Raw genomic sequence first — 13,798 nt, forward strand, 5'->3', positions numbered from 1 at the left:
AATTCTTTATCCCCCGATCTACATGGAAGAAATTTTAAAAATTACTAGCGGACTTTGCTGGTCAACGGTATACATCGTTTTAATTTACAATGGTTTTAAGTATAAAAGCTACGGAATGCCTCTGTTGGCTCTTGGACTAAATTTTGGATGGGAGTTTTTTTATAGTTTTTATGAATTAGATGTAAATGATATTAGCTTACAACGATGGATTAATATTTTTTGGTTTGTGTTAGACGGGGTGATTGTGTACCAATATTTTAAGTTTGGTAAACAATACTTTCCGAAGAAGATATCTGGAAAGCTCTTCATTCCTTGGTCTATATTAATTTTTGCTAGCTGCTTCCTCATAGAATATATGTTTCTGTACGAATTTGGAAGAAGTCAAGGAGCAAAGTATGCAGCTTTTTTACAAAACTTAATAATGTCTTTCTTATTTATAGACTTATTGCTAAAAAGAGCAAAAATAGAAGAGTTTTCTATGACGGTTGCTGTTTGTAAATGGATAGGAACTTTGGCTCCAACTATTTTATTCGGATTAGAAAGTAACTTTATTCTTGTTATAGGAGGATTATGCTGTATAGTAGATATGATTTATATAGGAGTATTGTACTCGTATAAAAAACAAATACGTAGTGTTGCTTCTACATAATTAATGTTAGATAGACTCGTAACTTTCTACAGTAATATCGGCCATTACATTTCCGGTATGTTTGGTGCTTAAAGGTTCAAACAAAAGAAGATGTACTTCTTCTTTAGCCACAGGTTTATGGTCTACTCCTTTGGGTACAATATAAAATTCGCCTTCATTTACTGTAACAGTTTCATCTCTTAATTCAAGAATCAATTGGCCTTTTAAAACCATAAACAATTCATCTTCATTTTCATGATTATGAAAAACAAATTCTCCTTTAATTTTAGCTAATAGTATTTGTTGCCCGTTTAATTCACCAATTTTTTTTGGAGACCATCTATCTGAAAATAAATTTAATTTTTCCTGAATGTTTATTACCGACATTTTTTTGTTGTTTTAGTTCTTGTTTGTTTTGAGCTGATTAAATTACTCTTTTTAGAGGCAAAAATGCTTTATGTTTTGTTAAATTAGTTGACTCTAAAATAGAAATATATGTTTTTAGGAATTCAAGAAACAGTTGCCCAATTTTCTTCATGGGTGTGGGGAATCCCGTTATTAATTTTATTAATAGGAGGTGGGTTATTTTTATTTATATACTCAGGATTAATTCCTTTTAGATATATAGGTCATGCTGTGGCGGTATTAAGAGGTAAGTATGATAAGCACGATTCTCCTGGAGATTTATCGCATTACGAAGCCTTATCATCTGCTATTGCTGCAACGGTTGGAATGGGAAATATTAGTGGAGTAGCAATTGCTATTGCAACAGGAGGTCCGGGTGCTATTTTTTGGATGTGGGTAAGTGCATTTGTAGGTATGGCTACCAAGTTTTTTACTTGTAGTTTATCGGTGATGTATCGCGGGAAAGATGAAGAAGGAAATACCAAAGGAGGCCCTATGTATGTAATTACTGAGGGCTTAGGAAAAGGATGGAAACCTTTAGCTGTATTCTTCGCTTCGGCGGGTTTAGTAGGAACATTGCCAGCATTTCAAGCAAATCAACTTACACAAACGTTAATAGATGTTTTTCAAGTACAGGAAGCTAATTATTTTACAGCGAAATTACTATTAGGTATTTCAATTGCTATCATTGTAGCCTTGGTAATTTTTGGTGGAATTAAACGTATTGGAAGTGTAGCAGGGAAATTAGTACCCGTAATGGTGGTAGTATATTTAATCACAGTAGCTGCTATTTTACTTTTAAGAATAGAGGAAGTACCTGCGATTTTCGCATTGATTTTTGAAGATGCATTTACAGGGAAATCTGTTTTAGGAGGGGCTTTGGGAGCTTTAATTATTACAGGGGTTAAAAGAGCCGCTTTTTCTAATGAGGCCGGTTTGGGTACGGCACCAATGATGCATGGTACGGCAAAAACGAAGGAACCAATTAGAGAAGGATTGGTAGCGATGTTAGGACCTGCAATAGATACGTTGTTAGTTTGTTCGTTAACTGCGTTTGCTATATTGGCTTCTGGCGTTTGGAAAGGCTTTGAAGGGAATGGAATATCCATGACCTTGGCAGCTTTTGATGCCGTACTCCCGTATAATTCAGGAAGTGTTATATTGACTATTTGCGTATTGATTTTTGCTTTTTCAACATTATTCACGTACTCGTTCTATGGTTTTAGTTGTTTGAGTTTTTTAACCAATTCTAAAATAGGGAAGTCTTATAACTATATTTACATTGTTACTATTGTAATAGCCTCTATTATCAAATTAGATTTTGTTATTAATTTGATTGATAGCGCCTATGCATTAATGGCTATTCCAACAGTATTGTCTACTTTGATATTAGCTCCAAAAGTGAAAAAAGCGGCAACAGTATATTTTGATAAGTTAAAAACTAATTCTTTTTAAACTCCTGAAGTCTTTTTAGTATTTCAGTAGCTAAAGAATCTATTTTTTTAGTAGTCTTTTCAAGTTGTTCTTGATGATTTTTTGAGTCTTTTACAATGTCTAAAGTTGTTTGAGAAGCTTTAATATACCAATCTTTCCAAGTAGTAATAATCTTGTTTTGAGTCACTAAAGAATCTCCTTTTTTCAAATAGACTTTGCTTTGTTTTTCTTCTTCTAATAATCTAGAAACGGCAGCGGTTTCAATATTGTGAAGTATCATGTTAGCAGTTGTATCATTACTGTTTAAAAGTGCATATGCTGAGGCTAAAGAGGCAACTCCAACATTTTTAAGAGTCGTCTTAGAAACCTTATCAATTCGGTCATTGTCGGTATGATAAAACTGATCTGTAAAATGCCAAAATAAAACGCTTGGAATATTGCCTTTTAAAAAAGGAACATGGTCACTACCGCCTTCAAAAGGGTTGGTGTTTACGACCCAATTCGCTCTTTTACCTTGCTCTTTAAACTTGTGAATTAAAAAATCATTTAAATAGTGCGGAGTCATTTCTTCAAGTTTCATTTTTCGTCCACCCCATTCGGTATGTTTATCTTTTCCACGGGTCCAAATTGCACTTGGATCCGGCATTTTTTCAATTAAAAAAGTTCCTCCTGTTTTTTCAGTGTCTTCACCTACCATATCTAAAGAAATTCCCCATTTGATGTCTTTAGCTCGAACACTATCCTCCTTTACATATCTATTGGTAGATACAATTTCATCTCCCCATAAAAAGGTTAAGGTTCTATGAGGGGTAAATTTTTTCTCTTTCATGAGTTTGGCAGTGAGGGTGGCCATTTCTAAAGCAACCCCAACACCTGTTGCATTATCGTTTGCTCCTGGTTCTTGTATATGAGCACTAAAAACTAAACGTTCTTTAGGATATTTGCTTCCTTTGATATCAGCAACAATGGTTAATTCTTCAGATGGATAAATATTGGTTTTAATAGATACGTTTAAAAAAACTTTTCCTTTTAACAACTCCGCTTTTAATCTCTCTTTCGCTTCATAAGACATGGCAATTGCCCATGCTTTTAACTCTTTATTTAAAGGAATGGATCTAAATTGAATAGACGTGGTGTTTTTTTGAGGTTGTAAATACTTGGGGTTACTATAAGTAATAAGTCCAGCAGCTCCTCTTTCTACAATAGCCTGATTAAATATTCTGTGCGGATGGGTTTCTGCAAAAACAATTTTACCTTTAACATCAAGATCTTTAATCGTTTTTAGATCTTTAATATATACAACTTCAGCAGAAACTCCTTCTTTAGGAGTGCTGTAAGAATTTAAAGCAATCATATTTCTATTGGTGCTATGTTGTAAAAGAGGCGTTTCTTCACCATTGATTGTTACAGTAGCATCTACCGATTCCCATGTAGGCTTTTCTAAAGGTCTTTTTTCTATTCTGTACGTTAAATGATGAGTAGTTGTAGCCTTTTCTTCACTAACAAATCCAGACTTCTCAAGTTCTTCTGCAATTTTATAGACACTTTTATTAAAACCAGTATTTCCTACAACACGCCAATATTTTTCTACAAAAGAAGTGGTTTCATAGGCTAAATCACCAGTAAACTCTTGGTTTAAAACATCAAAATAATTTGAAGTATTTGTTTGTGGAGTTTCTTTTGAATTTTTACAACTTAGAAAAACTAAAAGTAACAATAACGGGAGGCAAGATTTTTTATACATAACTGGTTTTTGTGTGTTAAATGTACGCTTTTATAGCGCTTTAAATGGTGTTATTTTCTAAAATAAAAACGAACTCCTTTATAAACTATGTAAAGGCTAATAAGAATAATTAATAATGCCCAAAGCCAATAGGTTCCAAAACTATTTTCGGCTATGTTTTGAGTATCCGAGTTTAACACTTGATTACCTCTTGTAAATTGTTTGGTGAATAAATAATCCAATTGTAAATAACTGCTAAAAATTGCTTGTAACCCAAGAAATAACAAGGTGCTCAGTTCTAATGTTTTGTTTTTAGTAAATGAAATAATGCCTAAGGTAAGAGCAAAAACACTAAGCGTTATAATTCCCCAAAAAGAACGAATCCATAACAGTAATGAAAGGATTATAAAAGCAATTAAAATTCGCAAAGCTATAGAAGCTGTTCTTTTGGTTTTGGCACTTATGATAAATAAAGTACCTACAATGGTTGTTCCGAAGAGACCTCCAGCTGCAACCAGAGCTCTCGAAATATTATAAGGTAAAAAAGCATTGCTAACACTGGTGTAAGCAGTACCACCACCATTTCTATAAATTTCAAGATGGCTAAAACTACCGCCCAATAACAATGCAGTAATTCCATGTCCCATTTCATGAAACCAAGTACCTAACAATCGAAAAGGATATTGTGCTATGGAAAACACAGGCAGCTGTAATAAAATGAAAATAAGTACAGTGGCTGTTAAAATAATGTAGTGTTGTTGTTTAGATATTCGAGGGTTGTTAATTTTCATAGAATGAATACTATTTTCAATAGTTCGGTAATTTTTTCTATAAAATTACAATATTTAGGAGAAAACTAAGGGATGGTAATTTTTTGCATACAGACATTATAGTTAAATTTGCACCTCAAAATTTCAAGAAATGTACAGAACGCATACTTGTGGCGAGTTAAGAGCGTCGCATATCAATACAGAAGTAACCCTTTCAGGTTGGGTGCAAAAATCACGTGATAAAGGATTTATGATTTGGGTAGATTTACGTGATCGTTACGGAATTACACAGTTAATTTTTGACGAAGAACGTACTGCTAAAGATTTAATGGAGAAGGCAAAAACCTTAGGGCGTGAATTTGTAATTCAAGTAAAAGGAACTGTAATTGAGCGTGCTTCTAAAAACGCAAATATTCCTACTGGAGATGTTGAGGTATTGGTTGCTGAATTAGAAATTTTAAATGAAGCTAAATTACCACCATTTACAATTGAAGATGAAACAGATGGGGGAGAAGATATTCGTATGCAATATCGTTATTTAGATATTCGTCGTAATCCAGTAAAGAATAGCTTAGTGTTCCGTCATAAAGTTTCTATGGAGGTACGTAAGTATCTTTCAGATAAAGGATTTATTGATGTAGAAACTCCGTATTTAATCAAATCTACACCAGAAGGAGCACGTGATTTCTTAGTGCCTTCTCGTATGAATGCTGGTCAGTTTTATGCATTGCCGCAATCGCCACAAACCTTTAAGCAGTTATTAATGGTAGGTGGAATGGATAAGTACTTCCAGATTGTAAAGTGTTTTAGAGATGAAGATTTACGTGCCGACCGTCAACCAGAGTTTACACAAATAGACTGTGAGATGGCTTTTGTGGAGCAAGAAGATATTTTAGAGATTTTTGAAGGAATGACACGTCATTTGTTAAAAGAAATCAACGGAGTTGAGGTAGATAAATTCCCAAGAATCACTTTTGATGAAGCAATGCGCAAGTACGGAAATGACAAGCCAGATATTCGTTTCGGGATGGAGTTTGGTGAGTTAAACGAAGTAGCTCAACATAAAGAATTCAAAGTGTTTAACGATGCTGAATTAGTAGTTGGTATTGCTGTTCCAGGAGGAGCTTCGTATACACGTAAAGAAATTGATAAATTAATTGACTGGGTAAAGCGTCCGCAAGTAGGGGCTTTAGGAATGGTATATGTAAAGTGTAATGAAGATGGTTCGTTTAAGTCGTCTGTAGATAAGTTCTATGATCAAGAAGATTTAGCAAAATGGGCGGAAGCTACTGGAGCAAAAGCAGGAGATTTAATCTGTGTGCTTTCTGGAAACACCAATAAAGTACGTGCTCAATTAAGTGCATTACGTATGGAGATGGCAGAACGTTTAGGTTTACGTAAACCAGATGAATTTGCTCCATTATGGGTAATTGATTTCCCATTGTTAGAATTAGATGAAGAAACAGGTCATTATCATGCAATGCACCACCCGTTTACTTCACCAAAACCAGGTCAGTTAGAATTATTAGATACAAACCCAGGTGATGTAAAAGCAAATGCATACGATTTAGTATTAAATGGAAATGAAATCGGTGGAGGTTCTATTCGTATTCACGATAAAGAAACGCAAGCTATTATGTTTAAGCATTTAGGATTTACAGAAGAAGAAGCAAAAGCTCAGTTCGGATTCTTAATGGATGCATTTGAATATGGTGCGCCACCACACGGAGGTTTAGCATTTGGTTTAGACCGTTTGGTAGCAATTTTAGGAGGGCAAGAAACAATTCGTGATTTTATCGCATTCCCTAAAAATAACTCAGGACGTGATGTAATGATTGATGCACCAGCAACGATTGACAATGCACAGTTAGAAGAGTTAAGTATTCAATTAGATGTAAAAGAATAATAGTACGTCATTACGAGCCAAAGCGAAGTAATCTGTTATAGGAATTCAACAGACAAAGATTGCTTCATTTTATTCGCAATGACATTTAAAATATAAACCCTGTTTTCTATTGAGAACAGGGTTTATTTTTTATGACTTATCAATACATATTGGGTTGTGTTCAATTGTAAAATTAACCGAGTTAGCTATAAAACAATATTCATTAGCTTTTTGATGTAAGGCTATTGCTTTTTCTTTCATAGAGGCCTCTAAAACGGTAACTGTTGGGTTTAAGATTACTTTAGAGAAACTACCTTTTCCATTTGCATCTATTTTCATAACACCAGAGACGCCATCTTGGTAAGCGGTTATGATCACATTTTCTTCAGAGCATAAATGCAAGTACCAAAGCATATGACAAGATGCTATAGCTGTAATTAAAAGTTCTTCAGGGTTATGTTTTGTGCCATCTCCTTTAAATGCTGCGTCGGAGGAACCTAAAATTGGTGGTTTATTATTTATGTTCATAGTATAGCTCCTTTCATAACTATTATAATTCAATGTTCCTTTTCCATTGTTTCCAGTCCAAATTACTGTTGCCGTATAATTAAAATCTTTTTTCATAATCTTTAAGTACTTGAGTGTTTCTTATTTATAATTTGATGTAATACTTCAACAAAGAAAGAGCAACAAAAACAGGAATAGTTCATTCTAAAATGAACTATTAAAATTGCCATCGATTTACCTTTGAGGAAAAGAAAGAATATGGACTCAAAATCGATTATTTTATTAAACTTTAAAGAAACCAGAAGAAGAAGTATTAACTTGTGGAAAGGAATTCCTTTTGAATATTTACATTGGAAACCTGATAGTGAAGCTATGAGTTGTATCGAGATGATTCGACATGTGTTAGAAGCAGAACATTTATTTCATACCATTATAAAAAATAGAGGTAATTTAGGCGATTATACATCGCCTTGGGAAGGTTTAGCGTTTATAGACGTGCAATATGAATTACAATTCGCAGAGCCTTATAAAGTAGAATTGTATGGGATGATAGAACAACTATCTGAAAGCGATTTAACAAACATTATTATTGATCGAAAAGAAGTAAACCAAGTAAAGCAGTTGGGAGATTATTTAAATAGAATGGTGTATCATGAAGCGGTTCATACTGGACAATTATTAAGTTATTTAAGAACATTGAATATTACAAGACCGCAAATTTGGGATTAATCCTATGGAAAGTTTAGAAAATGATTTTAGTGAAATAGCCAGTTTATTAGGAGATAAATCTAGAGCAATAATGCTTTGGAATTTACTTGATGGTAGAGCATATACGGCGACAGAATTGGCTAACTGTAGTGCAGTTTCTTTACAATCGGCAAGTAATCATTTAGCGAAACTTCTTCAAAAAAATATTCTTACTGTAGAAAAGCAAGGAAGACACCGTTATTATAGGTTTAGCTCGCCAGAGGTAGCTCAGGTCATTGAATCTATGGCTAGTTTACTTTCCCTACAAAAAGACTACAAAAAAATAAAAAGACCAAAGGCTACAGCTTTTACCTATGCAAGAACATGCTATCAACACTTGGCAGGTGAAGTAGGAGTAAAGATTACAGAGGCTTTAGTTTCTCAAGAAATCATCACTCCTGTAGAGAAACAGTATATAGTTACCCATAGTGGAAAACAATGGTTTTTAGATTTAGGAATTAACACTGAGAAAATTCAAAATGCAAAAAGATCTTTTGCTCATCAGTGTTTAGATTGGAGCGAAAGAAAACATCATTTGGCAGGCGCACTTGGAGATGCTTTTTTAGAAACTATGTTAGCAAATGATTGGTTTCGAAAACATAAAAACACTAGAGAGTTGGTACTTACTTCTAAAGGAAGTTTTCATCTAAAAAAACTTTTAAAAATAGATCTATAGCACGTAACTATTCTGAAGATTTTTAGTAATTTCATTTTATGAAAAAAAAGAAAATTGTTAAAGGAATTTTAATTGGCCTAGCTACTATTTTAATAGCAATTGTTGGAGCAATATCTTATAGCTACTTCTATATGAAAAAGGCTTACAATACAGAAAATAAACCATTTAAAAACTATGTAGGGTATATAGATCAAAGTAAGGCATTATTAAATGACACTTATAAGTTGTGTAATGATGGAAGTTTACTACATACCTATAGTGGTGCAGGTTTAAAGGCGTATAAAGGAACAAAAAAGAAGTTTAGAGATACTTTAAACAAAGAGTTTAATACAAATACATATACTGATTCTGGCTATGTAAACTTTAGGTTTTTGGTCAATTGTGAAGGGAATGCAGGTTGGTTTGAGATAATTGAAATGGATTTAAATTTGAAAGAACAACCAATGAATAATACATTGGTCAATGAGCTTTTAGAGTTTACTTCTGGTCAGGAAAGATGGAATGTTTTATCATACCATGATAAACCTCATAACTATTATATGTATGTTTCTTATAGAATTGAAAATGGAAAAGTTACAGAAATTATCCCTTAGTCTAATCATTTTTGCAGTATTGCTATGTTGTAATCAAGAGCAACAATCAAAAAGAGAACTTGCTGAAAAAAGATATAAAGAAGCTGTGTGGTTTACACAAGGCTCCATACCTTTTCAAAACGGTATTGTAGAAGCAATAGAAATAGATCCAACGTATGAACAAGCAGTTTATGAATTATCTGTAGCGCATTTAAAAAGAGGAATGCCGCATAAATGGTTACCTCAATATAACAAAGCTGTGCAATTAGATTCGGTAACGAGAATTCCTTGGAGAGGTTATTTATACTTATGGTTTTATAGAGATTATAAAAAGGCAATCGCAGATTTTGACGCAAGTGACATACTCACCCCTAACTTTGTTGATGCTCCTCAAGGACTGAGTGTAGATGCATGGAGAGGAATCGCATATTTAGGATTAAAAGATTACAAAACATCTATTCAGTATTTTGATAAATATTTAAAAAAAGAAATAGAAGATTTTGGTGAGCAATATGTAGATGTAACTGCATTTTTATACCAAGGAATAGCTTATTTAGAATTGAAAGATTATGAAAAGGCTGAAATCTGTTTTAATAAACTAATAAAAAACTCGTATGGCTTTAGTGCAGATGGAAAGTATTACAAAGCGTTGATACTATTTAAACAAAATAAAGCAGAGGAAGCTAAAATTATGATTGAAGCTGCGCTCAAAGATTTTAATGATGGTTATTTTAACAAACGACCATATGTAGAAACACTAAGGCAATTGTATTTGGAAGATTTAACAGATTTAGAATCTTCTATAAACTCAAATAATAGCTAAAGCGAAGTGATTTGTCTACAGAAAAATAAAGCCCGTTCTTAACAGAGAGCGGGTTTTTATTTTTTTAAATGAATTTTGCTACTTTTAGAATATGAAAAAACTACTTATACTTTTTATTTCGATACTATCGGTTCAATCGTATGCCCAGGAGCTTACAGGAAAACAGTTATTAGATAAAGCAATTCAATATCATGATCCAAATGGAAATTGGGAAACATTCAAAGGAACTTTGTTAGTTACCATGGAAACACCTAAAAGCCCGAATAGAGATAGTGAAATACAAATAAATCTTCCAGAAGAATATTTTTATGTGAAAGCTTCTAGAGGAGAAAACACTACAGAATATACCATTGATAAAGATGGGTGTAAAATAGGTTTTAACGGACAAGAGAATCCATCAGAAGCAATTTTAAAGGAACATAAATTGAGTTGCGATCGTGCTAAACTATACAAGAATTATTATACGTATTTGTATGGGCTTCCAATGAAGTTAAAAGATCAAGGCACTATTATTCATGATAAAGTAACACGTAAAACTTTTAAAGGAAAAGAGTATTTGGTCTTGAAGGTTACTTACGATCAAAAAGTAGGCTCAGATACCTGGTATTTCTATTTCAATCCGGAAACTTATGCTATGGAAGTGTATCAGTTTTTTAAAGAAACACCAACAAGTGGAGAGTATATTTTATTATCTGATGAGGTGACTATCAATGGGGTAAAAATGCCTAAGAATAGAGCTTGGTACTACAATAAAAATGATGGTTATTTAGGAACAGATATTTTAAAAAATAAATAAATAATATCGTTGCGAGAAATGGGGCAATCGTTTATTTTATCCGCAAAGTTTACCGTAAAATGCCAAACACAAAAAAACTATTTAAAAAATTACTCATTTGGAGATATAAATATATTTCTGAAAGACAGTTTGTATATGTACTGAGTGTTTTAGTTGGTTTTTTAGCGGGTTTAGGTACGCTGGTACTTAAAAATCTCACCTTCTTTTTTCAAGATATCTTAGAAGGAAGATTTATTAAAGATATCCATTACCTGCTTTATTTTATATTTCCAATAATTGGACTTTTTATTGTTTTCTACATAAAAAACCGGTTCATTAAAAAGGAAATTGGGCACGGTATTTCAACTACTTTACATGCTATTTCTAAAAGAAGCGGAATCATTGAACGTTATAAAATGTATGCTTCTTTATTAACAGCACCTATTACGGTAGGATTTGGAGGGTCAGCAGGATTGCAAGGACCTGCTGTAAGCACAGGAGCGGCATTAGGATCAGGGGTAGCACAGTTGTTTCATATGAATACCAAAACACGTATGTTACTTATTGGATGTGCTACTGCCGGAGCGATGTCATCGATGTTTAAAGCACCAGTTGCTGCCATTATTTTTGCGGTAGAGATTTTTAGTTTAGACTTGGCCTTTGCTTCACTAGTTCCATTGTTATTGGCATCGGTTTCTGCAGTGATTACTTCGTATTTTTTCTTAGGGAAAGATGTGTTACTTGGATTTCAATTACAAGATGAATTTCAAATAAACGATTTATTGTTTTACGTGCTGTTAGGAATAGGAACAGGAATAGCTTCGGTGTATTTTTCTAAAATCTATTTTGCAATTACCAATTTTTTCAAAAGAATCAAGAAGCCTAAACATCGCCTAATTTTTGGAGGTATTATCATTGGTTTGCTACTGTTTTTAATTCCGCCATTATATGGAGAAGGATACCATTTAATTAATAGTTTATTAGAAGGAAATGCCGTAGAAGCTTTAAAAGATATTCCGTACAGTTTAAACTTCGAGAATACATGGACGGTTATTATTTTTCTATTGATAATTACCTTGTTTAAAGCTATAGCAATGACTACTACATTTGCTGCAGGTGGAGTGGGAGGTATTTTCATTCCAACTTTGGTAATGGGAAGCGCTTTAGGAAATGTATTTGCCAAAGTGATTAATCAGTTTGGAGGAAATGTTTCCGAAAGTAATTTTACGCTTATTGGAATGACAGGGTTAATGGCAGGAGTGCTTCATGCTCCTTTAACTGCCATTTTCTTAATTGCGGAAATTACTGGAGGGTATGAATTGTTTGTTCCTTTAATGTTGGTAGCAGCTATTTCATATGCATTGACAAAGTATTTTGTGTCGAACTCTATTTACACTATTGAACTGGCAAAAAGAGGGGAGTTGATTACACATGATAAGGACAAAAATGTGCTGATGATGATGAAAATAGATAAGTTAATTGAAAAGAACTTTGTAGCTATTCATCCAGACATGACCTTAGGTGAAATGTTAAAAGAAGGAGTGGCAAAGTCATCAAGAAATCTATTTCCTGTGCTAGATGATAAACAACGCTTTATAGGAGTTGTTTTGTTAGATGATATACGTCCGTTATTATTTGAGCAGGAGATGTATGATAAGTTAACAATAGAGGTGTTAATGAAGAGTGCTCCTGCGGTTATTTTTCATAATGATACTACAGAACAAGTAATGCAAAAATTTAAAGAAAGCGGTGCCTGGAACCTTCCTGTGGTAAAGGACAATAAGTACTTAGGATTTATATCAAAATCTAAATTGTTATCGGTGTATCGAAAAAAACTTATTGAGGTTACTGTTTAGAAAGGAACGCAACCATCTTGTCTGGAAAATCTGTAAATCCACCATCTACATTGGCGTCAATCAATAAAGTATGCATCATTTCATCAAAAGAAGAAAACTCGTCCAATTGATCAGCTCTAAAAGTGTACGGGTGTACTTTTAAACCATATTTATGTGATCGTTCGACTAAATTCGTAAAGGTAAATTTTCCATCTACTTTTTTCGATAAAAGTTGTTTGTACCAAGGCCCAATACCATCTGCATAAGTTGCAAAATGTGCTAATTGTTTGGTCTCTTCTTCAAATTCGATCAATTGAACTAAAAACAAATCTGAGTTTAATTCTTTTCTAACACGTTCGAGTTCTTTGGCGTCAAAACATTGAAAAATACACTTGTCGGATTTGGTGTTGTATCCGTATTCACTAAGAATGTCCAAAGTAATTTTGGCAATGTCTTTTCCGTTGTTATGATGAAACTCTGGATTTTTAATTTCAGGATAAATCCCAATATTCTTACCAGTACTATAGTTTAATCCTTGAATCAGTTCTATTTCTTGTTGTAAAGAATGCAGTTTGAAGTTTCCTTTTCCTTTTGGAAAACGATTTGAGTAAAACTGTTTTCCTGTTTTAGGATTAAATCGTTCTGTAACTTGTAATTGTTGTAATTCATCGAAAGTAAAGTCAATTACATAATAACGATTGTCAGCTCTTTTTCTGTCAGGAAAAACTTCGTAAGCATTGGTAACATCATCTAAATAAATATCATGAATCACTACTGGGACATCGTCTTTACTTAGTACCAAATCTTGTTCTATATAATCTGGATTCATTGCATGGGCCATAGCTTTGGCTTCCATAGTGTGCTCAGGTAAATATCCAGAAGCTCCTCGATGTGCAACTACAATTTTGTTTCCCATAATTTTTGATGATGATTTAGAGGTGTTACAATTGTATAAAATACATAAAACAAATATGAAAATTAGTTTTTTCATGAATGATAAATTTTAAGTATTGTGTTA

At 33.2% G+C, this 13,798-nt stretch carries 14 protein-coding genes; 9 read left to right on the plus strand and 5 right to left on the minus strand.

Features of this window, described 5'->3' with window-relative positions; translation table 11 throughout:
* The first annotated feature begins 22 nt into the window (after positions 1–22).
* On the plus strand, positions 23–649 hold the full coding sequence (locus ABNT22_RS01230; RefSeq protein ID WP_348715645.1) for a hypothetical protein: 627 nt from the start codon (positions 23–25) through the stop codon (positions 647–649).
* Between the two features lie 6 nt (positions 650–655).
* Here ABNT22_RS01230 and ABNT22_RS01235 read toward each other — a convergent pair whose 3' ends face one another.
* Entirely contained in the window at positions 656–1,015 is a 360-nt protein-coding gene (locus ABNT22_RS01235) for a cupin domain-containing protein (protein ID WP_348715647.1), read from the minus strand.
* 108 nt (positions 1,016–1,123) lie between these two features.
* On the opposite strand from ABNT22_RS01235, the gene ABNT22_RS01240 reads away from it, so the two are divergent.
* Entirely contained in the window at positions 1,124–2,488 is a 1,365-nt protein-coding gene (locus tag ABNT22_RS01240; RefSeq protein WP_348715649.1) for an alanine/glycine:cation symporter family protein, read from the plus strand.
* Here the strand turns inward: ABNT22_RS01240 and ABNT22_RS01245 are convergent.
* Positions 2,475–4,184, minus strand: coding sequence for a M28 family peptidase (locus ABNT22_RS01245; protein ID WP_348727206.1), 1,710 nt, complete (start codon positions 4,182–4,184; stop codon positions 2,475–2,477). The genes ABNT22_RS01240 and ABNT22_RS01245 overlap by 14 nt on opposite strands.
* Before the next feature lie 77 nt (positions 4,185–4,261).
* On the minus strand, positions 4,262–4,981 hold the full coding sequence (locus tag ABNT22_RS01250; RefSeq protein ID WP_348715652.1) for a M50 family metallopeptidase: 720 nt from the start codon (positions 4,979–4,981) through the stop codon (positions 4,262–4,264).
* Between the two features lie 130 nt (positions 4,982–5,111).
* Between ABNT22_RS01250 and aspS the strand changes: the two genes are divergently transcribed.
* Positions 5,112–6,866, plus strand: coding sequence for an aspartate--tRNA ligase (gene aspS / locus ABNT22_RS01255; protein WP_348715654.1), 1,755 nt, complete (start codon positions 5,112–5,114; stop codon positions 6,864–6,866).
* Between the two features lie 129 nt (positions 6,867–6,995).
* Here aspS and ABNT22_RS01260 read toward each other — a convergent pair whose 3' ends face one another.
* Entirely contained in the window at positions 6,996–7,469 is a 474-nt protein-coding gene (locus tag ABNT22_RS01260; protein WP_348715655.1) for an OsmC family protein, read from the minus strand.
* A gap of 141 nt (positions 7,470–7,610) precedes the next feature.
* Here ABNT22_RS01260 and ABNT22_RS01265 point away from each other — a divergent pair, with 141 nt between their 5' ends.
* The 6 genes from ABNT22_RS01265 to ABNT22_RS01290 all read left to right on the plus strand — a co-directional run bounded on the left by ABNT22_RS01265 (position 7,611) and on the right by ABNT22_RS01290 (position 12,801).
* The gene (locus tag ABNT22_RS01265; protein ID WP_348715656.1) at positions 7,611–8,081 is read left to right on the plus strand and encodes a DinB family protein; all 471 of its coding nucleotides are present in this window, start codon (positions 7,611–7,613) and stop codon (positions 8,079–8,081) included.
* A gap of 4 nt (positions 8,082–8,085) precedes the next feature.
* A complete protein-coding gene (locus ABNT22_RS01270; protein ID WP_348715657.1) occupies positions 8,086–8,775 on the plus strand; it encodes a helix-turn-helix transcriptional regulator in 690 nt (229 codons plus the stop codon).
* A 38-nt stretch (positions 8,776–8,813) separates the two neighbouring features.
* Positions 8,814–9,368, plus strand: a complete 555-nt coding sequence (locus tag ABNT22_RS01275; RefSeq protein ID WP_348715658.1) for a hypothetical protein — start codon at positions 8,814–8,816, stop codon at positions 9,366–9,368.
* On the plus strand, positions 9,340–10,170 hold the full coding sequence (locus tag ABNT22_RS01280; protein ID WP_348715659.1) for a tetratricopeptide repeat protein: 831 nt from the start codon (positions 9,340–9,342) through the stop codon (positions 10,168–10,170). The genes ABNT22_RS01275 and ABNT22_RS01280 overlap by 29 nt, the downstream gene beginning before the upstream one ends.
* 91 nt (positions 10,171–10,261) lie before the next feature.
* The gene (locus tag ABNT22_RS01285) at positions 10,262–10,966 is read left to right on the plus strand and encodes a DUF6503 family protein (RefSeq protein WP_348715661.1); all 705 of its coding nucleotides are present in this window, start codon (positions 10,262–10,264) and stop codon (positions 10,964–10,966) included.
* Between the two features lie 59 nt (positions 10,967–11,025).
* Entirely contained in the window at positions 11,026–12,801 is a 1,776-nt protein-coding gene (locus tag ABNT22_RS01290; protein ID WP_348715663.1) for a chloride channel protein, read from the plus strand.
* On the opposite strand, the gene glpQ is transcribed toward ABNT22_RS01290, so the two are convergent.
* Complete coding sequence (gene glpQ / locus ABNT22_RS01295) at positions 12,791–13,771, minus strand: glycerophosphodiester phosphodiesterase (RefSeq protein WP_348715664.1); 981 nt, start codon at positions 13,769–13,771, stop codon at positions 12,791–12,793. The two genes, ABNT22_RS01290 and glpQ, sit on opposite strands and share 11 nt — an antisense overlap.
* Positions 13,772–13,798: the final 27 nt, after the last annotated feature.

The sequence above is a fragment of the Tenacibaculum sp. 190130A14a genome (assembly GCF_964048965.1).
Taxonomy (GTDB): Bacteria; Bacteroidota; Bacteroidia; order Flavobacteriales; family Flavobacteriaceae; genus Polaribacter; species Polaribacter polynesiense.

Bases quoted from the DNA above. Each gene is read 5' to 3' on its own strand.
- aspS (WP_348715654.1), top strand. From the start codon at position 5,112: ATGTACAGAACGCATACTTGTGGCGAGTTAAGAGCGTCGCATATCAAT.
- ABNT22_RS01265 (WP_348715656.1), top strand. From the start codon at position 7,611: ATGGACTCAAAATCGATTATTTTATTAAACTTTAAAGAAACCAGAAGA.
- ABNT22_RS01270 (WP_348715657.1), top strand. From the start codon at position 8,086: ATGGAAAGTTTAGAAAATGATTTTAGTGAAATAGCCAGTTTATTAGGA.
- ABNT22_RS01235 (WP_348715647.1), bottom strand. From the start codon at position 1,015: ATGTCGGTAATAAACATTCAGGAAAAATTAAATTTATTTTCAGATAGA.
- ABNT22_RS01240 (WP_348715649.1), top strand. From the start codon at position 1,124: ATGTTTTTAGGAATTCAAGAAACAGTTGCCCAATTTTCTTCATGGGTG.
- ABNT22_RS01285 (WP_348715661.1), top strand. From the start codon at position 10,262: ATGAAAAAACTACTTATACTTTTTATTTCGATACTATCGGTTCAATCG.
- ABNT22_RS01280 (WP_348715659.1), top strand. From the start codon at position 9,340: ATGGAAAAGTTACAGAAATTATCCCTTAGTCTAATCATTTTTGCAGTA.
- ABNT22_RS01275 (WP_348715658.1), top strand. From the start codon at position 8,814: ATGAAAAAAAAGAAAATTGTTAAAGGAATTTTAATTGGCCTAGCTACT.
- ABNT22_RS01230 (WP_348715645.1), top strand. From the start codon at position 23: ATGGAAGAAATTTTAAAAATTACTAGCGGACTTTGCTGGTCAACGGTA.
- ABNT22_RS01250 (WP_348715652.1), bottom strand. From the start codon at position 4,981: ATGAAAATTAACAACCCTCGAATATCTAAACAACAACACTACATTATT.
- ABNT22_RS01260 (WP_348715655.1), bottom strand. From the start codon at position 7,469: ATGAAAAAAGATTTTAATTATACGGCAACAGTAATTTGGACTGGAAAC.
- glpQ (WP_348715664.1), bottom strand. From the start codon at position 13,771: ATGAAAAAACTAATTTTCATATTTGTTTTATGTATTTTATACAATTGT.
- ABNT22_RS01290 (WP_348715663.1), top strand. From the start codon at position 11,026: ATGCCAAACACAAAAAAACTATTTAAAAAATTACTCATTTGGAGATAT.